Annotated in this window: 15 protein-coding genes; 7 read left to right on the top strand and 8 right to left on the bottom strand. The window is 47.4% G+C overall.

Annotation, left to right across the window (positions count from 1 at the left end; all coding sequences use genetic code 11):
• Positions 1–17 precede the first annotated feature (17 nt).
• Both GO493_RS24970 and GO493_RS24965 read left to right on the top strand, forming a co-directional pair.
• The gene (locus GO493_RS24970) at positions 18–1,070 is read left to right on the top strand and encodes a N(4)-(beta-N-acetylglucosaminyl)-L-asparaginase (RefSeq protein WP_157308962.1); all 1,053 of its coding nucleotides are present in this window, start codon (positions 18–20) and stop codon (positions 1,068–1,070) included.
• Between the two features lie 8 nt (positions 1,071–1,078).
• Positions 1,079–1,840: a copper homeostasis protein CutC gene (locus GO493_RS24965; protein WP_157308961.1), complete on the top strand. Its 762-nt coding sequence runs from the start codon at positions 1,079–1,081 to the stop codon at positions 1,838–1,840.
• A 115-nt stretch (positions 1,841–1,955) separates the two neighbouring features.
• On the opposite strand, the gene GO493_RS24960 is transcribed toward GO493_RS24965, so the two are convergent.
• From GO493_RS24960 to GO493_RS24945, 4 genes are all read right to left on the bottom strand, one after another.
• A complete protein-coding gene (locus GO493_RS24960; RefSeq protein ID WP_157308960.1) occupies positions 1,956–3,422 on the bottom strand; it encodes a RagB/SusD family nutrient uptake outer membrane protein in 1,467 nt (488 codons plus the stop codon).
• Between the two features lie 14 nt (positions 3,423–3,436).
• Positions 3,437–6,817, bottom strand: coding sequence for a TonB-dependent receptor (locus tag GO493_RS24955; protein ID WP_232539037.1), 3,381 nt, complete (start codon positions 6,815–6,817; stop codon positions 3,437–3,439).
• Positions 6,818–7,039: 222 nt separating this feature from the next.
• Positions 7,040–8,116: a FecR family protein gene (locus tag GO493_RS24950; RefSeq protein ID WP_157308958.1), complete on the bottom strand. Its 1,077-nt coding sequence runs from the start codon at positions 8,114–8,116 to the stop codon at positions 7,040–7,042.
• A 219-nt stretch (positions 8,117–8,335) separates the two neighbouring features.
• A complete protein-coding gene (locus GO493_RS24945; RefSeq protein ID WP_157308957.1) occupies positions 8,336–8,893 on the bottom strand; it encodes an RNA polymerase sigma-70 factor in 558 nt (185 codons plus the stop codon).
• A gap of 412 nt (positions 8,894–9,305) precedes the next feature.
• Between GO493_RS24945 and nagB the strand changes: the two genes are divergently transcribed.
• The 3 genes from nagB to GO493_RS24930 all read left to right on the top strand — a co-directional run bounded on the left by nagB (position 9,306) and on the right by GO493_RS24930 (position 13,315).
• Complete coding sequence (nagB, locus tag GO493_RS24940) at positions 9,306–11,228, top strand: glucosamine-6-phosphate deaminase (RefSeq protein ID WP_157308956.1); 1,923 nt, start codon at positions 9,306–9,308, stop codon at positions 11,226–11,228.
• 197 nt (positions 11,229–11,425) lie between these two features.
• Positions 11,426–12,316, top strand: a complete 891-nt coding sequence (locus tag GO493_RS24935; RefSeq protein WP_157308955.1) for a class I SAM-dependent methyltransferase — start codon at positions 11,426–11,428, stop codon at positions 12,314–12,316.
• Between the two features lie 36 nt (positions 12,317–12,352).
• On the top strand, positions 12,353–13,315 hold the full coding sequence (locus GO493_RS24930) for a YpdA family putative bacillithiol disulfide reductase (RefSeq protein ID WP_157308954.1): 963 nt from the start codon (positions 12,353–12,355) through the stop codon (positions 13,313–13,315).
• Positions 13,316–13,415: 100 nt separating this feature from the next.
• Here GO493_RS24930 and murB read toward each other — a convergent pair whose 3' ends face one another.
• The gene (gene murB / locus GO493_RS24925) at positions 13,416–14,435 is read right to left on the bottom strand and encodes a UDP-N-acetylmuramate dehydrogenase (RefSeq protein ID WP_157308953.1); all 1,020 of its coding nucleotides are present in this window, start codon (positions 14,433–14,435) and stop codon (positions 13,416–13,418) included.
• A 61-nt stretch (positions 14,436–14,496) separates the two neighbouring features.
• Between murB and GO493_RS24920 the strand changes: the two genes are divergently transcribed.
• Positions 14,497–15,177, top strand: coding sequence for an oxidoreductase (locus GO493_RS24920; RefSeq protein WP_157308952.1), 681 nt, complete (start codon positions 14,497–14,499; stop codon positions 15,175–15,177).
• Here GO493_RS24920 and priA read toward each other — a convergent pair.
• The 3 genes from priA to GO493_RS24905 form a co-directional block, all read right to left on the bottom strand.
• Positions 15,149–17,596 (bottom strand): replication restart helicase PriA, encoded by a 2,448-nt coding sequence (gene priA / locus GO493_RS24915; protein ID WP_157308951.1) that lies wholly within the window; start codon positions 17,594–17,596, stop codon positions 15,149–15,151. The genes GO493_RS24920 and priA overlap by 29 nt on opposite strands.
• Before the next feature lie 9 nt (positions 17,597–17,605).
• Entirely contained in the window at positions 17,606–18,346 is a 741-nt protein-coding gene (locus tag GO493_RS24910; protein ID WP_157308950.1) for a lysophospholipid acyltransferase family protein, read from the bottom strand.
• Between the two features lie 62 nt (positions 18,347–18,408).
• Positions 18,409–18,855 (bottom strand): DUF4258 domain-containing protein, encoded by a 447-nt coding sequence (locus tag GO493_RS24905; RefSeq protein ID WP_157308949.1) that lies wholly within the window; start codon positions 18,853–18,855, stop codon positions 18,409–18,411.
• A 314-nt stretch (positions 18,856–19,169) separates the two neighbouring features.
• On the opposite strand from GO493_RS24905, the gene GO493_RS24900 reads away from it, so the two are divergent.
• Positions 19,170–19,370, top strand: coding sequence for a hypothetical protein (locus GO493_RS24900; RefSeq protein WP_157308948.1), 201 nt, complete (start codon positions 19,170–19,172; stop codon positions 19,368–19,370).
• The last annotated feature ends 25 nt before the right edge of the window (positions 19,371–19,395 follow it).

The following is a 19,395-nucleotide window of genomic DNA, read 5'->3' as shown; positions in this document are numbered from 1 at the left end:
TTCATAAATAAAGCATTATGCAAGATCGCAGACATTTCCTTAAAGCAGCGGCCCTTGGTGCCGCTGCTTTATCTTTAGATGGCATTACATCTACCCCCGCACATGCGGCGCCTTATGTAAAAGGCGGTAAAGCAAAACCAGTAGTGGTTTCTACCTGGGATTTTGGTCGCGCTGCCAACGAAGCAGCCTGGGAAGTCCTCAAAAAGGGCGGCCGTGCACTGGATGCCGTAGAAGCCGGTGTACGCATACCGGAAGCAGATCCCAACAACCACACAGTAGGTTACAGCGGCTATCCTGACCGTGACGGCCGCGTTACACTGGACGCCTGTATCATGGATGAGCTGGGCAACTGTGGTTCCGTAGCTGCACTGGAACACGTGGTACACGCTATCTCTGTTGCCCGTGCCGTAATGGAGAAAACACCGCATGTCATGCTGGTGGGCGACGGCGCACTACAGTTTGCACTGGCCAACGGTTTCAAAAAAGAGAACCTGCTCACCCCGGAATCTGAAAAGGCCTGGAAAGAGTGGCTGAAAAAATCCGAATACAAGCCCATTATGAACATAGAGAACAGTTCTTATGGCGCCGGTAAAGAAACCACTTTCAGCCCGCTGACACTGCCCGGAAACGTATACAATCACGACACTATTGGCATGGTGGCACTGGATGCCGACGGTAACCTGTCAGGCGCCTGCACCACTAGCGGTATGGCATATAAAATGCACGGCCGTGTAGGAGACTCTCCTATTATCGGCGCAGGTCTGTATGTAGACAATGAAGTAGGCGCGGCCACTTCTACCGGTGTTGGCGAGGAGGTGATACGCGTGGTAGGCAGCTTCCTGGTAGTGGAACTGATGCGGCAGGGATACTCTCCCGAGAATGCCTGCAAAGAAGCAGTGACCCGCATCGTGAAAAAGAATCCTGCCCGTGCCAAAGGCCTGCAGGTAGGTTTCCTGGCTATCAACAAAAAAGGCCAGCACGGCGCTTACTGCCTGCAGAAAGGATTTAACTATGCAGTACTGTCTGAGAAAGAGAACAACGTACTGATAGATGGCAAACATTATTTCTGATCCGGAGAATGAGCAAGAAAATAACACTCGAAATATGCGCCGGTTCTGTAGCTTCCTGCATTGCAGCAGAAGCAGGCGGGGCATCCCGTATAGAACTGTGCGATAACCTGCTGGAAGGCGGCACTACCCCCAGCTATGCCACTATCGCCATTGCAAGGGAAAAGGTGAAAATAGACCTCTACCCTATTATCCGGCCACGTGGGGGCGACTTCCTCTATGACGACCTGGAATATGCCATCATGCAGAAAGATATACAGCTCTGCAAAGAATTAGGCTGTAACGGTGTGGTGATAGGATTGCTGACTGCCGATGGTAAAATAGATGTACCGCGCACCAAAGCCCTGGTAGAACTGGCATGGCCTATGGGCGTGACCTTTCACCGTGCTTTTGATATGACGGAAGATCCGTTGCAGGCACTTGAAGATGTGATCTCCACCGGTTGTGAGCGTATCTTAACCTCCGGGCAACGGAATACCGCTATAGAAGGCATTCCTTTACTGAAAACACTGGTAGAGAAAGCTGAGGGCCGTATAGCTATTATGGTAGGGTCCGGGGTACGTGTTAACAATATCACCCAGCTGGTACAGGAAACAGGGGCTGTGGAATTTCATACTACTGCAAGGGCTTATGAAGAGAGCGGAATGGTGTACAGGAATCCTAATGTAAGTATGGGTGGGATACCGGGAGTACCGGAATATGGTATTTCGCTGACGCAGGTGGAAGATGTGAAGAAGATAAGAGAGCTGGCAACAGCAGCTGCTAATAAATGATAAAGAAAAAGCTTCCGTGACCGGAAGCTTTTTTATTCATATCAGGTTAGATTTTGTTCCCTCAGAGGGAATTCTTTTTGCCTTGCGCGCAGCTAAGAACTGCGCGCATAAGAAATTAAATATCGTTCTGAATGATAGCCTTGTTGGCGTTGATCTCATCCTGAGGGAAAAGGAAATCCCAACGGATGTCATCAGCTCCTACCTGAAGAACGTTAGCTGTTAAGGCAGCAGTATGGTTAGCGCCGGTCCTGTCCAGTGGCAGATGCTGGCGCTTCAGATCAGTAAAACGGAAGCCTTCGCCCCACAGCTCTATACGGCGCTGTATCAGTATTTCCTGTAACAACGCATCGCCGGTATTAGTGCTCCTGGTATAAGCAGGGTCACGGTTTACAGCCAGAGTGTACAAGGCATCTGCAGCAGCGGCATCCTGTCCCAGCCTTGCATTTGCTTCTGCTTCTATCAGGTACATTTCAGCAGCGCGCATTAAAGGCACGTCACCAATGCTGCTGCTGGAGCTGGCTGCCAGGAATTTCTTATTGGCATAAGCCTTTTTCACACCACCGGAAGGAACGGGTACATCAGCACCTGTTACACTCCACATAGACTTACGAACGTCTGTAGCAGAGATTTTTCCATACAGCGCAGAATTGATAGCCTTAGGGTTGGTCCTGATATTGGTAGAGTTGAAATTGGCAGACATATAAGCAAAGAATGAATAGAAATAGGTGGTCTGCTCAGAGTTCTGATGACTACCCCACATCCATTCCCTGTTACCATAATCATTGAAGCCCAGTTTGTACTCGTCATTGCTCATCAGCACATAACCTTCTCTTGCCTGTTTTGCATAATCGGCAGCTGTGGCCCAGTCCTGCATAGCCAGCGCTACACGTGCCCTGATACCTTTTGCCACTTTACCGCTGATGTGGGAATTGTTGGATGAAAAACCATCTAAGTTAATAACAGCAGAATCTATGTCTTTTACGATCTGGGTGTAAACAGCGCCTACAGTAGCTCTTGGCTGTCCTGTAGTAGTCGCGTCCAGTACAATGGGAACACCCAATTGTGCATTTGCAGTACCGGCTACATAACGTTTACCAAACTGCTGTACCAGCGCCAGGTAAGCCCATGCACGGTAAGCCTGTGCCTGTCCGCGGATATTCTTCTTCTCTGTATCATCGCCCGGTACGCCATTGATGTTGTTGATGATCATATTGGCATTGGAGATGACCTTATAGTAGAACAGGTAAGAGAACTTCAGGAAAGTGGCAGAAGAAGTGCGGTGCATGGTCCACTGGTAAGTAGCATTGAACCATCCGTTACCGGCAGCTGTCATTACCAGGTCTTCACCCAGCATATCGTTCATGATCATGATGCTGCCCTGTCCGCCCTGGTCCTGCGCATCGTACTGGATGTAGAGGGAGCGGTGAATACCGTTGATAGCGGCCCATCCGTTAGCTACCGATGTAAACACGGTTTCAGAAGGATAGTAATCGGTTGGTGTAGTGTCCAGGTAGTCCTTTTTACAGGCTGTAAAAAGTAGTGCCGGTATGGCTATAAGTATATATAATAATTTCTTAGTCATGTGGATGTCCGTTTTTAAAGTGCAACATTAATACCCATGGTGATGATACGAGCCGGTACATATACGTTGGATGTTACCCCTGTAAATGCCTGGGTTACGTTCATACCTTTACGCGCTGTTTTCAGGAAGAGGTTTTCACCGCTTACAAAGATGTTGGCGCTGGTCAGGTGTAGCATGGAAGTATATACTTTTGGCAGGGTATATCCCAGGCTCACCCTTCTCAGGTTAATGTAGGAGGCATCTACCAGCCAGCGGTCTGAAGTACCTGCAGCAATGTTGGTCAGGTTACCGTTATTGAATTTAGGCACGTCAGTAACATCGCCTGCTTTCTGCCAGCGTTTCAGCGCGTCTTTATGCAATGCAGCACCGTAGGTACCACCGTGCATGAGGCCCAGATAGGTCTGGTCGTATACTTTACCACCTATCTGGTAGCTTACCAGTACAGACAATTCAAAGTTCTTATAGCTGAAAGTGTTTGTGAAACCACCATATACATCAGGAATAGCACTACCGGCATAGTGATATTTAGCATTGCTTACAGAAGTGGTAACAGTATCTCCGCTCTTGGTGATACGGTTGCTGGAAGCAGCTGTATTGAGCGCCCTGTATAGCGGAGCACCATCATCAGGATCTACACCATAGTATTCACGCAGCCAGTAGTCATACTGTGAGTGGCCTACCATCAGCTTTTTAGTACCGTTGATGATCTCGTCTTTAGGCAGTTTGGTAACCTGGTTTTTATAAGTAGTAGCATTCAGGTCCAGTCTCCATTTGAAATCTTTCTTACGGATTATCTCAATACCTAACTGCACTTCAAAACCACGGTTCCACATGGTACCTACGTTCTCATTCCTTTCCACCAGGCCGGTAGATAAAGGCAGTGGTACACGGAACAACAGGTTGGAAGACTGGCGGCGGAAGAACTCAAAGCTACCGGTGATGCGGTTTTTGAGGAAGCCGAAGTCTACGCCTGCATCAAATGTTTTATTCTGTTCCCATACCAGGTTGCTGGACAGGGTGGTCTGCAATACGCCTGGTTCGTCAGCATTGGCGCGGGGCTCGTATAAAGCCTGCCATGCGTAGTAGATAGGGTCCAGATCAGCGTCCAGCAATGCGTCATTACCTACAGAACCGTAAGAGGAACGTACTTTCAGCATGTCCAGCCAGTTGGTGGTACCTTCCATGAAACGCTCGCTGTCCAGTCGCCAGCCAGCGCCTACTGACCAGAAATTACCCCATCTCAGGTCTTTGGAGAAACGGCTGGTACCATCGCGGCGCAGGGAAGCAGACAGGAAGTATTTCTCGTTATAGTTATAGTTGGCACGGCTCAGGTATCCTTCTGTACGGTATTTGTCAGTACGGGAGGTGAGTGAGTTGGTGGTGGTGAAGTTGGCCAGTTCTGAAGAGCTGCCGTCGATGATCACCTGCTGTCTTGCACCATACAGGTAGTTGTAGGTGAAATCGTAGTTCTCATGACCTGCCAGCACTTCGATGTTGTGCAGACCAAAGGAACGGTTGTAGTTCAGCAACTGGTTGAAGGTAAAGCCGGTCCGGGTACGGTTGGTGCGGCTGGCCCTTCCTGCAGGAGCGCCATCGCCTACTGTGGTGTTGTCGTAAGTAGATACCAGGTCGTTCTGTACATCTACACTGATATTGGTAGTGAATTTGAAGTCGCGCAGGAAAGAAACCTCACCATAAGTTCTGGCAGAGAATGTGTTCCTTTTAAAGCTGTTGTTGTTCAGTTCAGTTTCCTGGATCACGTGACGGCCGGCGAAGGCGCCTGCAGGTCTTGCATCGCCCAGGTCATAGATCTTCTTACCAAATTCGTCCAGTACATATTCACCTGTGGTAGCGTCGTGTTTATGTATAGGATAAATAGGCCCCATGTTCCGGGTAAAGTTGAACGGGTTGATGTAAGATGAGCTGTTATCTACAGTATTACCCTGGTTGGTCCTGATAAAGGAACCGTTTGCGTTGATACCGGTTTTAAACCATTTCAGCGGATTGGTATTGAGGTTGATACGGCCATTCACCCTTTCAAAGTCTGATTTCATAACGAAACCTTTCTCTTTCACATAACCCAGGGAGATGAAGTAATCGCTTTTATCAGAACCGCCGTTGAAGCTGATGCCATAGTCGCCACGGCTGCCGGTGCGCTGTACTGCTTTTGTCCAGTCCAGGTCATCTGCATATTTCAGTTTTGCATCAGGGTTTATTTTACCGTCTGTGCCAACGATGGCGTTGTCTGCCACGTTGAAAGGGTTATAACCCAGCCTGTTCTTGATATCATTTGAAGCGGTCTGGCTGGCCTGTTCCAATGTAACGGTGGATGATACAAGGCTGTTACGGTATGCTTCCCACATCAGCGGATAATACTCATATGCGTTCACGCGGTCATATTCAGGTATAGCGCGGCCGGTAACGCCCTGCATTGCTTTAAACTGGATATGATGACCGTTGCGTTTTCCTTTTTTGGTCGTGATGATCACTACGCCGTTGGCGGCGCGTGCACCGTAAAGCGCAGAAGAAGAAGCGTCTTTCAGCAGGGACATACTTTCAATATCGTCAGCGCTGATAGAGGAGATATCTCCGCTGAAGGGCACACCGTCAACAACATACAGCGGTTCGCTGGAGGCGTTGATGGAGCCTATACCGCGGATGCGGATGGAAGGGCCATCGCCTGGTTGTCCGCTGCCGGAGTTCACCTGTATACCGGGAGCAGCGCCTTCCAGTGCGTTGAAGGCATTGGTAACGGGGCGTGTCTGCAGGTCTTTGGATTCTATCTGCGTCAGTGAGCCGGTAAATGTTTTACGGTTGGCGGTACCATAGGCAATTACCACTACTTCGTTCAGACCTTTCGTGTCCTGTTGCAGCACGATGCTGACAGTTCCGCGGCCTTTCACGGCTACCTCCTGGTCTACGTGACCCATGTAGCTGAACACGAGCATACCTGTAGAAGGTACTTCTATTTCATATTCACCGTTTGCGTTGGTAGTAGTGCCTTTACCGGTTTTCTGTACGCGTACGCTCACACCTATAAGAGGAGAGCCGCTTTCATCCGTCACCCGGCCTTTCACTTTAATATCGTCGATCACTTCTGCTTTGGGCGCAATACCCACAAGCTTATTGGACATGACCCGGTAAGTGAGACCGGTGCTTGCCAGCGCCTGGTTCAGCACCTGTTCAACAGGCTTATCTGTTACAGTTACCGTCACCTTTGTATCAGCAGAGATCAGGTCATTGCTGTATACAAAGCGGTAGTCACTTTGTTTTTCAATGAGTTTTAGCAGTTTTGCCAGCTTCACATCTTCCAGGTTCAATGTAAACCGTTGAGAATAAACACTGGCAGATACCTGTAAACAGGTAACTAAAACGACAAGAAAGGCCAGTTTCATTAAAAAAATTGCTTTTAGGAAAGACTTCCGTTTAGGTAAAAGAAACAGATTAAGTCTGGTTTTTTCCATACTTTTAGATTGTTAAAAGGTCAATAAAATACGGGACAGGCCTCATCGCCAAATGAAACCTCCTGTCCTTTTGATCTTGGTTGAAGGGGGTTATGTGCTGCATTGCCCCCTTTCTTTTTTCCCCTGCGTAAGCGTTACATTAATATTTTCTTTTTAGCGTTTGATGATTATCTTCTTTTTGTCAATAGTGTAATGAAAAGGCGAGGTAAAGCGTAGTGCCTCTAAAGTTTCGCTGATTGTTTCATTGATAAAAGTGCCTGTAAACCGGGCCTGCTTCATATCTTCATCTTCAAATACCACCTGCATATCATACCAGCGTTCCAGCCTGACTGCTATTTCTTCAAAACGCTCGTTGTTAAATACCAGGTAGTTCTCCTTCCAGGCAGTTTCGGCTACAAGGCTGTCCTGCTGACTGACAGATACTTCTCCTATATGGAAGTCCTCTTTTTCCGGTTGTGCTGCTGCCGGTACCCTGTCGGTTTTCTGCTCCGGGCTGTTGTACAATACTATCTTCTGTAACGGTGACAGTATTACCTTTTTCAGTATATCTCCTTTTATGGTTACCTCAACCTTTCCCTGTATCAGGGAGGTTTCTGTTGTTTTATCTCCTTTATATGCCCTTACGTTGAAAGAAGTGCCTAATACAGTGATGTCCATTTTCCCGGTATGGATCACAAATGGCCTTTGTTCATCTTTTTCCACATCAAAAAAGGCTTCTCCATCCAGTGTTACCTGCCGGCTGTCGTCTTTACTGTAATCGTATGTAAGCCTGCTGCTAACGTTCAGATGTACAGTTGAACCGTCAGGCAGGGTTACTTTAGATCTTGAGCCGTGGCGGGTAGTTATTTCGCTGACCAGCTGCGGCCCTTCTGTTTTCTTTGGTGTGCGTAAGCCCCATATGCCTCCTGCCACAGCCAGGATAGCGGCGGTGACTGCCATTATCCAGACACCTTTTCTGCGGGGTCTTTGCTCTTCTTCCTCCTGTTCATGTGCAGCCGGAGGGAAATCGCCCGGAAACAGCATTTGCATGCGTTGCATGTGCTTTTCCAGCAAAGTCTCTGTAGCTGCCGTCAGGTCCGGTGTTTTCATCTCCAGTTCCTTCATCAGCGACGCCTGATAGCTCAGATGTGCATTCTCTTTCAGCAATAATTCCAACTCCCGTAATTCATCCAAAGTAGCTTCACCAGATATTTTCCTGCCAAGTAATAACCAGGTTCTATCTTGACTCATAAAAATTTTCAATGGGCTTTACAATTGATAAGACAGGGGAATGAGGGGTATCTACTAAGCCGTTTTAAAAAAAAGTTAATTTTTTTAAAAAAACAGTGCCTCTGTCATTCAGTTTATTGCCGACCGCAGGTCCAATCACCTTCTTCTCAAAAAAAACGCTTTCGCCCACGGCGAAAGCGTTTTTTTTGAGAAGTTTCCCTCTGCACTATATAAAAGACATCATTTTTCAGGAAGATAAAGACGGAGTGATTCACTGATCTTTTTACAGGCAATAGCCATCTGTACATCTATGGTATTAACAGAAATATCAAGTATACTGGCCACTTCCTTATACTTCAAACCATCTTCACGCACCAGTTTATAGATGATCTTACAACGCGGCGGCAGTTTATTCACAGCTTCTGCCATTTTCCGCACCATTTCACCGGATATCATGAGCTGTTCAGGGGTATTATCAGCCAGCGTCATATCTACATTCAGCTCATCCAGGTTGAATATCTGCAGTTTCTGCTTACTTAAGTAATTCAGCGCCATATTCCTGGTAGCCACATACAGGTATACTTTCAGGTTGCCGATTTCCAGCAATCGTTCCCTGTTCTTCCAGATATTCACAAAAACATCTGAAGCTATTTCTTCCGCCTGTTCGGCAGATTTGACAATAGTTACTGCAAATTTGCCCAGCGGTTTATAAAAATGCCGGAATAACTCCCTGTAAGCCTGTTCATCCCCTGTAGCCACTCTTCCGGCCAGCATTTGTATAGTAGCCTGATCCAACATTACAATCTGTTCATGTATACCAGCCTGTATACATTATTCTATTAAGTATTAAGTCTGACTGTTCCCTGTTAAAGTGGAGTCTCTGCTGATTTTCCTAAAGTTCAATAGTGTACGGAGATATCCGTTTCGGGCAACAAAATATTAAAAATATGCCGGCAATCATTGACTAAGGTCATAAATCCCATCTTTGTGTTAAAAAAGCAATGTCTGATACTGTTTTAACATAATCCCACACGTGCTCTCCGGGCCTTTCACTGTTTTACCCCGCTGGCCGGGCCTCTGATAAGGGTATCTTATACATTTAACAAATTGCCGGCAATCGTTAACAAATGACAATTTCCTATGTGGTTAGAGAGATTTTTTTTAATTTTCCGTCTCGTTTTTAAACCGCATCTAATCCAAAACACTAATCATGACGCTTAATCATCAGGAAATTGAACTGATTGACAGTTTCGAACAGATAGCCGTGGATATACATCCTACCGCTAAAGAAGGTTCCAGAGCAGTTGCGCAGGAAATAGCAGCACTGATTAAGGCAAGACAGGCCGCTAATCAAAACGTAGTATTGGGGCTGGCTACAGGCTCTACCCCTAAGTATCTTTATGCAGAACTGGTACGCCTGCACAAGGAAGAAGGTCTCAGCTTCAAAAACGTGCTGACTTTCAACCTGGACGAGTACTATCCCATTGAATCTGATGCGCTGCAAAGCTACAACAGGTTCATGAAGGAGCAGCTCTTCAATCACATTGACATTCCGGCGGGCAATTACTTTGTTCCCGATGGCACATTGCCAAAGGAAAAAGTAAAAGAGTACGCTTTAGAATATGAGCGTCGTATTGAAGCTGCCGGTGGTATAGATATCCAGATCCTGGGCATCGGTACCAATGGCCATATCGGTTTCAATGAGCCTGGTTCTCCCCTGACCTCGCACACCCGCCTGGTTACCCTGGACAATGCTACCAGGCAGGCAAACGCTTTTGAATTTGCTACCATGAGCCAGGTACCCCGTCTGGCTATCACCATGGGTCTGAGCACTATATTCAAAGCCAAACGTGTTATACTCCTTGCATGGGGTACTCACAAAGCCAAAATTGTACGTAAGGCTGTAGAAGGGCACAGCACTGACCAGGTGCCTGCTTCTCTCCTGCAACAACACCCTGACTGCAAATTCGTGATCGATGAGCAGGCTGCGGAAGAGCTGACCCGCTTTAAAGAGCCATGGCTGACGGGCGACTGCGAATGGACGCCCAATCTGCGCCGCAAAGCAGTGACCAACCTGGCGCTGAAGCTGAACAAGCCTATCCTCATGCTGACAGACAGGGATTACAATGAAAATGGTTTAAACGACCTGATCGTACAATACGGTTCAGCATATGAATTAAACATCGAAGAGTTCAACGGCATCCGTGACACCATCACCGGATGGCCCGGCGGTAAGCCTGGTGCACAGCTGCCCAGCCATCCCGAACGTTCTGAACCTTTACATAAACGTGTACTGATCTTCTCCCCTCACCCGGACGATGATATCATCTCTATGGGTGGTACCTTTATCCGCCTGCACGAGCAGGGACATGACGTGCATGTTGCTTACCAGACTTCCGGCAACATCGCGGTAACAGACGAATTTGCACTGCGCTTTATCGACTTTGCCGTAGGTTTTGAAGGTATGTTCGATATAGACCGCAGCAAGAGCTCCCAGATACTGGAAGATGCCAAAGCTTTCCTGCGTGTGAAAAAGCCAAGCCAGAAAGATACGCCTGAACTGCGCGCTATCAAAGGCCTGATACGCCGTGGTGAAGCAAAAGCTACCTGCCGTTACGTAGGTATTCCGGAAGAAAATATCCACTACCAGAACCTGCCTTTCTATGAAACAGGCCTGATAGAAAAGAAACCTATGAGTGAAGCAGACGTTCAGCTGACCGTAGATCTGATCCGTGAAGTAAAACCTCACCAGATCTATTGCGCCGGCGACCTTGCAGATCCACATGGTACACACAAAGTATGTCTGGATATCATCTTCGCAGCGCTGGAAAGACTGAAACACGAAGATTTCATGAAAGACTGCTGGGTATGGCTGTATAAAGGTGCATGGCAGGAATGGAACATCCATGAAATTGAAATGGCTGTACCAATGAGCCCTGACCAGGTGCTGCAGAAACGCCTTGGTATCTTCATTCACCAGAGCCAGAAGGACGTGGTGCCTTTCCAGGGTACTGACCTGCGCGAGTTCTGGGAAAGAGCTGAAGACCGTAACGCTAATACGGCTAACCTCTATGACCAGTTAGGTTTGCAGAAGTATGCTGCTATGGAAGCTTTTGTGAGATATCACTTCTAAGCTGAAGTATCAGTTAAAATATACAGGCCCCTGTCCTTACGGACAGGGGCTTTTTGTTTATAATTCAAATGTCAGAATGAAAATATTTGTTACATTTATGAATTGTAAATTTTCAACCAATATCTGGACTGATGTCCCTTTGTCAAGCCGTACACGTTATCAGAAACTAAGTCCCATTTTTTAAAACGTACAACATCATGAGCCTGGTCCCAGCCAGCAAAGCAGTGGAGTATCTGGCATTACTGCGCGCAATAGAATCTAACCGCCCCTCACAGCAACGCCTGTTTTCAGATCCGTATGCAAAGCTGTTTGTCCCTCCTGTACTGAAACCTGTAGAAGTGCTTTCCAGACTCGGTTTCATGAACCGTTTTATTTCCTGGATAATAAATAAACACTGGACCGGCGCACTCTCTGCCTGCAGCGTAAGAACAAGGCTGGTAGATGTTATGACCGTCAACACCATACAGGATGAAGGTATCAACCAGGTCATTATATTCGGCGCCGGTTATGACTCCAGGGCATTACGCCTGTTGCTCAGGAGAAGGATACAGTTTGTGGAAACAGATCACCCGGAAATACAGCGCACTAAACGTAAAAAACTGGAAAAGGCAGATCCTGCGGCGCATAACGCCTCACAGATCAATTACCTGTCAGTAGATCTGCACAGTCAGAAACTGGAAGAAATCCTACCGTTCATCTTTCAGATGGAACATTATAAAACACTTTTCATCTGGGAAGGTGTTACCAACTCACTTACGGCTCCTGTTGCGCCTATTGCATTCGAATACTTTCAGCGCTTCAAACCCGGTACCATCATCATCTTTACTTATGTAGACAATGAAGTAAGGAAACACCCGGAGAAATTTCCCGGTGCTGTTAATGTCACCAGGCTGCTACGCCGGGGCAATGAGCAATGGAACTTTGGCCTGAACCCTGCGCAGCTTGACGGCTTTCTCGCTTCTTACAATATGCAGCTGCTGCATGACCTGGATATAGACAGTATCCGTAAAATGTACTATGGTGAAGAAAAAGCAGCAGGAATGAAAGGCTATGAATATTACCATGTGGCAATGGCTGTTGTGAAATGAGTGATATTCCGGGCTATGATTCGTAATTTTATAGCTATGGAAACTTTAGATATACTGATCGTAGGCGCCGGGCCGATAGGACTGGCATGCGGGCTGGCAGCAAAGAAGGCAGGATTAAGCTACACGATAGTGGAAAAAGGCTGCCTCACCAACTCTCTCTATAATTACCCGTTATATATGACCTTCTTTTCTACTTCCGAAAGACTGGAAATAGGAGGTATTCCCTTTGTATCTATCAGCGCCAAGCCTGTACGCCCGGAAGCGCTGGAATACTATCGCCGTGTCACTATCTCCAATCATCTGAACGTCAGATTGTTTGAAGCTGTGGAAGAGATATTGCCAGACGGTCAGCAATACACGGTGAAGACGGAAAGAACAAGTTACACCGCAAAACATGTGATCATTGCTACCGGTTTTTACGACATTCCTAATATGCTCTATATACCGGGAGAAAATCTTCCTAAAGTCAATCACTACTATAAAGACCCGCATTTCTATGCAGCACAGAAAGTAATTGTTATAGGCGCCAATAATTCTTCTGTGGATGCTGCACTGGAGACCTACCGCAAAGGTGCGCAGGTGACCATGGTTATAAGGGAAGAAGGTATCGGGAAACGTGTGAAATACTGGGTAAAGCCTGATATTGAGAACAGGATCAGTGAGGGAAGTATTAAAGCATATTACCATTCACATGTACAGGCTATACGGGAAAATGAAGTGGATATACTTACTCCTGAAGGACTGATCACTATTGAGAACGATTTTGTGCTGGCGTTGACAGGCTATCAGCCTAATTTCAGCTTCCTGGAAAAGGCTGGTATTCATTTGTCTAAAGATGGGAAGAAGTATCCTTCCTACAACCCGGATACGATGGAGACGAATATGCCTGGTATTTACCTGGCGGGGGTTGTTTGCGGGGGAATGGATACGCATGTGTGGTTTATTGAGAATTCAAGGGAGCATGCGGATAAGATCATTGCACATATTGTTGCTAAATAGCGGAAAAAAAGCGTTTTCGCCTTCGGCGAAAACGCTTTTTTGAGAGGGGGAATTGTGCTGCGCACGGCTTAGCGGGCCTGCGGCCAGTTAAAAATTCTAATTAAATTATATTCACTTCTCTTTCCAGTTCCACACCAAACCGTTCCTGCACACTATCCAATACCTGCTGTGACAGGTCATATATCTGACGGCCGGTAGCATTACCATAGTTCACCAGTACCAGCGCCTGTCTTGCATGTACCCCTGCATCTCCTTCACGGCGGCCCTTCCAGCCACATTGCTCTATCAGCCAGCCTGCTGCCAGCTTATAATGCCCTCCTTCCACAGGATATGCCACTATATTGGGATGCGCTGCTTTCAACTGTTCATAAACAGCTGCATCAACAGTAGGATTCTTGAAGAAACTACCGGCATTGCCTATCTGTTTCGGGTCAGGCAGCTTGGAAGAACGGATATTGATCACTGCCTGGCTGATAGTTTTGATAGACAGCTCCTGTATACCCATATGTTTCAGTTCTTCTTCAATAGCGCCATAACTGGTATTAAAATGAGGATTTTTATTCAGGCGATAGGTAACCGACAGAATAGCAAACTGACCTTTATATTGCCTTTTAAAAACACTTTCCCGGTAACCGAAATGACAGGCGGCATTATCAAATGTTACAATGGCATGATCGTGTAAATGATATGCCTCCAGCTCATGGAAATTGTCCTTTATTTCTACTCCGTACGCTCCTATATTCTGCATGGGACTGGCTCCTACATTGCCAGGTATGAGGGAGAGGTTTTCCAGTCCTGCCCTGTTGTTTGCAATACAATCCATCACAAAGCTGTGCCAGTTCACGCCTGCCCCTACCTTCACGTATATATGAGCGTCATCTTCCCTTACTACCTCAATACCGCTTATCTCATTCTTCAGCACATAGCCGTCAAAGTTGCGGGTGAGCAGTATATTACTGCCTCCGCCCAGGATCATGTTAGGGATGCCGTTAGCTGCCGGCCCTTCCCGGAGCAGGCTTTCCAGTTCTGCTGCTGAGGAAAAAGCGGAGAAATAACGGGCCTGCACGTCTATGCCAAATGTATTTAAATGCCGGAGCGAATAATTTTCGACTATACTCATAATGATCGTAAATTAGAATAGCTTAAGCTATTCAGGTTTCAGCGTCAAATATAATAAAACCATGTCTCAAACTGCTGTTGTAATAGGGGCCACCGGCCTTACAGGAAGGCATCTTGTTACTTTGCTGCTGCATGATCCTCATTTCAGTAATGTAAAGGTGCTGTTACGAAGTCCTTCGCTTAAGCCACGACCGGGGCTGACGCCCATTATCGTGGATTTTAATGATGAAGAGTCCCTGGCCCCGGCCCTGCAGGGAGATGTGCTGTTCTGCTGTGTAGGTACCACTATCCGTAAGGCAGGCAGCCAGGAGCAGTTCAGGGAAGTAGATTTTAATATTCCTGTGAGATGCGCTACCCTGGCCCGCCGGCAGGGCACCCAGCAATTCCTGCTGATCTCTTCTGTTGGCGCCAATGCGAGGGCCCGCAATTTCTATACCCGTACCAAGGGGGAAGTGGAACAGGCCATACAGCAGCTGGGGTACCCGGGACTGCATATCTTCCGGCCTTCTATATTGCTGGGAGCACGTACTGAATTCCGTTTCGGGGAGTGGTTAGGAAAATGCCTGGTAATGTTGTTCCTTTTCCTGCTGCAGGGGAGGTGGAAAAAATACAGGCCTATAAAAGCGTCTAATGTAGCGCAGGCAATGGTGAACGCTGCTGCTGAGGGGCCTTCAGGTGTTCATATCTATGAATCTGATGCTATACAGGAGCTATCTATACGCAATCCACATCCGGCACAATAACTACCGAACGGAACTGCTTTTCTGCCTGCAGCTTTATGAAATGTTCCTGTAATAATCTCTTGGTATCTGTTATTACTTTTGTATCCCGGGGCAGTTTGACAAGCATTTCCTGCAGGTAATTGTTCCTTATACGTCCTACCAATGGCGCTGCCGGCCCTACCAACCGCGGACCAATATGTGGTCTTACCCAGTTGCCAAACACCTGTGCCGCCTGTTCTACTATCTGCTGATCTTTATGCTTGAAAGTGATCTTTAACAACCTGAAAAAAGGAGGATAGCCAAAGCGTTGCCGCTCTGCTATTTCAGCTGCATACATTGCTTTATAATCGTGCATGGTCACATAATGCAGGATAGGATGTTTTGTGTTGCTGGCCTGTATGATCACCTTACCCTGACCATGTTTACGTCCTGCGCGGCCGCTCACCTGCTCCATCAACTGGAAGGCCCTTTCGTTGACACGGAAATCGGGGAAGCTCAGCAGGCTGTCTGCACTTAATATACCTACCAGGTTCACATTCTCAAAGTCAAGTCCTTTCACTACCATCTGCGTACCTACCAGTATGTCTATTCCTTTCTGTTCCAGCAGCTGGATCATTTTGTTATGGCTGTCCTTGTTCCTTACAGCGTCCATGTCCATACGGGCAATGCGTGCTTTGGGAAACACCTGCTGCAGGTCGTCTTCTATCTTCTCTGTTCCGAAGCTTTTAGTCACCATTGTCTGGCTGCCGCATGCGCCGCAGGTTTGCGGGTATGGGTAGCGCGTGCCGCAATAATGGCAGTGCAGTTTATCCTGGTAACGATGATAGGTGAGTGATACGTCACAGTTCTTACAGTTAGGGATCCAGCCGCAGGTAGTACACATCAGGAAAGGCGCATATCCTCTCCTGTTCTGGAACAGGATGACCTGTTTATCTGCGGCCATGCTGTTGCTGATAGCGGCTTTCAGCTGCGGAGTGAAGTTCTCGTCCATGTTCTTTTCTGCACGCTCTTTCTTCACATCAATGATCTCTATCTGCGGCATTTCCAGTCCGCCGAAACGCTCTGTCAGCTCCACCAGTCCATATTTGCCCTGTTGTGCATTGAAATAGGATTCCAGTGATGGCGTGGCAGATCCCAGCAGTACTTTGGCCCTGAACAGGCCGGCATAATAAATGGCAGCATCCCTGGCGTGATAGCGAGGGGCAGGGTCCTGCTGTTTATAGGAAGCATCATGCTCTTCGTCCAGGATGATCATTCCCAGGTCACGGAAGGGCAGTAACAGGCTGGAACGGGCGCCCAGTAATATCTGCAGCTCTCCGCTCTTTACCTTGTTCCATATCTCCACACGTTCATTATTATTGAAACGGGAGTGGTAGATGCCTATCTTATTTCCGAAATGTTTCTGTAAACGGCGGATGATCTGTGCTGTCAGCGCTATTTCTGGCAACAGGTAAAGCACCTGTTTTCCTTTTGCCACATACTCTTCGATCAGTTTTACATATAACTGGGTTTTCCCGCTGGAGGTAACACCATGCAGCAAGGTAACCGGTTTCTCTTCAAAGTTGCGTCTTACTTCAGACAGGGCTTTTTCCTGGGCGGGGCTGAGGCTGAAATCTATCTGTACCTCTATTTTTCCTCCTCCCGGCACCCTGTCTACCGTTCTCTTTTCCACCCAGAGTATATTCTTCTCCACCAGCCCTTTCAGCTGGGCAACGGTAGCGCCGGACTTCTTCAGTAACTCACTCTGCAGCACGCTGCCCTGTGTTTTAATCAGGTGCAGGTAAGCCAGCAGCAGCTCCATTTGTTTGGGTGCTTTGGCCAGTTCGTTGAAGAGGGGCGCCAGTTGTTCTTCATCTTCATATTGTGCATGCAGTTGTACGAAGTTCTCTTTCTTCTCTTTATAGACTTCCTTCAGCTCTTCATACACCAGCAGTACTTTCTTTTCCAGCAGTTCTTTGATGACGGAGTAAACGTCAGATTTATCAAGGATGAGCTGTACTTCGTCAATACGTAATTCTTTCCTGATATGGAGGGCTTCGGCTACCAGGTATTCATCATCGTCCAGAGCGGAAAAATCATCACCGTAAGCATCGTTGAACAACAGCAGCGTTTCACTGGAGAGCTTAAGGTGTGCCGGCAATGCTGCATTCAGGACCTCTCCTTCTGTACACATGTAATAGGACGATAACCATTGCCAGAAAGAAAGCTGGGTAGGATATACTACCGGGTCTTTATCCAGTACGTCCAGCAGGGGTTTGGTCTTATAATTGGCCGGCGGCTGTTCGTGTACTGACTTTACAATTCCTGCATACTTTTTCTGTTTGCCCAGTTGTACGGCCACACGGCTGCCTGCCTTCACGGTGCCTTCCATTTCAGGCGGTACCGTGTAGGTATAATTCTTTGGCAATGCCAGGGGCAGTATGACGTCGGCAAATTTCATGACAGGAAATTATATTCTTGCTTTCAATTCTCCTTCCATAATCTCAAACACCTGTTGTTTGAGGGCGGGCAGGTCTTCCATAGTAAGTCCTGTTACAGGAACGGGCGGAAGGTATACTACGCGGCAGCGGCCGGGGTTCAGCTTCAATCCGCCTGAGGGCAGCCTTTTACGGTTGTCCAGGTATAATACAGGCTGTATGGGTGTCTGTGTTTCTATGGCTATACGGAATGCACCGTTATGGAAGGGTTGTAATATTTTATTGGTACTGTTGGTAGTGCCTTCAGGAAATATCAGGATGGAGATGCCATGTTTCAGCACAGCAATCATTTCACGTACGCTGCGGGAACGGGCTTTGGCGTCTGAGCGATCGACCGGTACTACAGACTGTTTATAAATGAACCCGAAGAAGGGGATCTTCTGCATCTCTATCTTTCCCAGCGGGCGGAAAGGCAGGCGCATTACCTGTACGGCCAGTGCTGCATCCAGGTAAGAGCAGTGATTTACAACGTACAGGTAGGGCGTTTTATCTTTCCTGTCCCATTCATAGATCCTTTTCACCATGATGCCTACGGCCGGGAACCAGGTATGTGACCAGAAACGCAGGAAATAGAAAACGATATTTCCTCCCTTCACTCTTCCGAGAAAAGATGCGAGGAAAATAAAGGGAAGGATCAGGAACATGATACCCAGGAATACAATTGCAGCATATATAAGATACACCACACGCAATGGCTTAAACAATAACTTCATAATAATGCCAGTCTCTTTTATCGAAAGCAAGCCGGAAAATTACTGTTTACAGCTGGAAATACCTAATTGCAACTGCAACTCCACTCTTTATCAAGGTCTATGCAGGTCACCACCCGGATGCTGTCTTCGTTCCCGCAGGGGGCAAAAACAACTCTCAGGTGTTGTCCTTCTTCGGAATAGCCTTCCAGGGCGTAAGTTGGACAGGGTTCGTCCATCGGATTGGATTTTTCTGTGTTGAGTGTTCCGAATTCCAGGATTTCAGCCACTTCTGCTTCGGTAATATGACGGCATTCCATCCTGCAACGGGCGTGGCGGGTGAATCTGAGCGGAGAGTGACGATTCAGTGCTGCAGGTCCGCTAACCGGTGTTCTTCTGACAGTTGTAGTGGAATTGTTATGTGTGCGTGACTGGGAAGGACGTCCGGGGCCCTTCCACCATTGCTGCTGCCAGGCCAGCCACAGCAATACCGCCAATAACAACATAGGTATATACTTACCCTTTGATTTCATGTTATGCTCTGATTACTATAATAGCATTGCTCATGCGGCGGCAATCTATACAATTTTAGCAATATAATCGATACAAAAAAAAGGGGAGTGTATTAGTTTAAATTTCTTTTTGATGTGCAACTGCTCAAAAACAGGGGTTTCGCCTTCGGCAAAACCCTGTTTTTGAGGGGGATCTTTTTTGCGCTGCGCGCGGCTGATTTTTGAATAAAGGGGACGTCATCTTCGGTAAAACACAGTTTTGGAGAGAGCGTTTTTTGCGCTGCGCGCGGCTGATTTTTGAATAAAGGGGACGTCATCTTCGGTAAAACACGGTTTTGGAGAGAGCGTTTTTTGCGCTGTGCGAGGCTGATTTTTTGAACGAAGGGGGCGTCACCTTCGGTAACACGGTTTTGGAGAGAGCGTTTTTTGCGCTGTGCGAGGCTGATTTTTTGAACGAAGGGGGCGTCACCTTCGGTAAAACACGGTTTTGGAGGAGGAAGAGTCTGGCCGGCGGCCGGCTGGAAAATTCAAACTGATGCGCTACCAAAAAAGGTGCTAACT

The organism is Chitinophaga tropicalis, from assembly GCF_009758205.1.
Lineage (GTDB): Bacteria > Bacteroidota > Bacteroidia > Chitinophagales > Chitinophagaceae > Chitinophaga > Chitinophaga tropicalis.
Note: the sequence above shows the minus strand (reverse complement) of the source record. Positions and strands in the feature narration are given on the sequence as shown.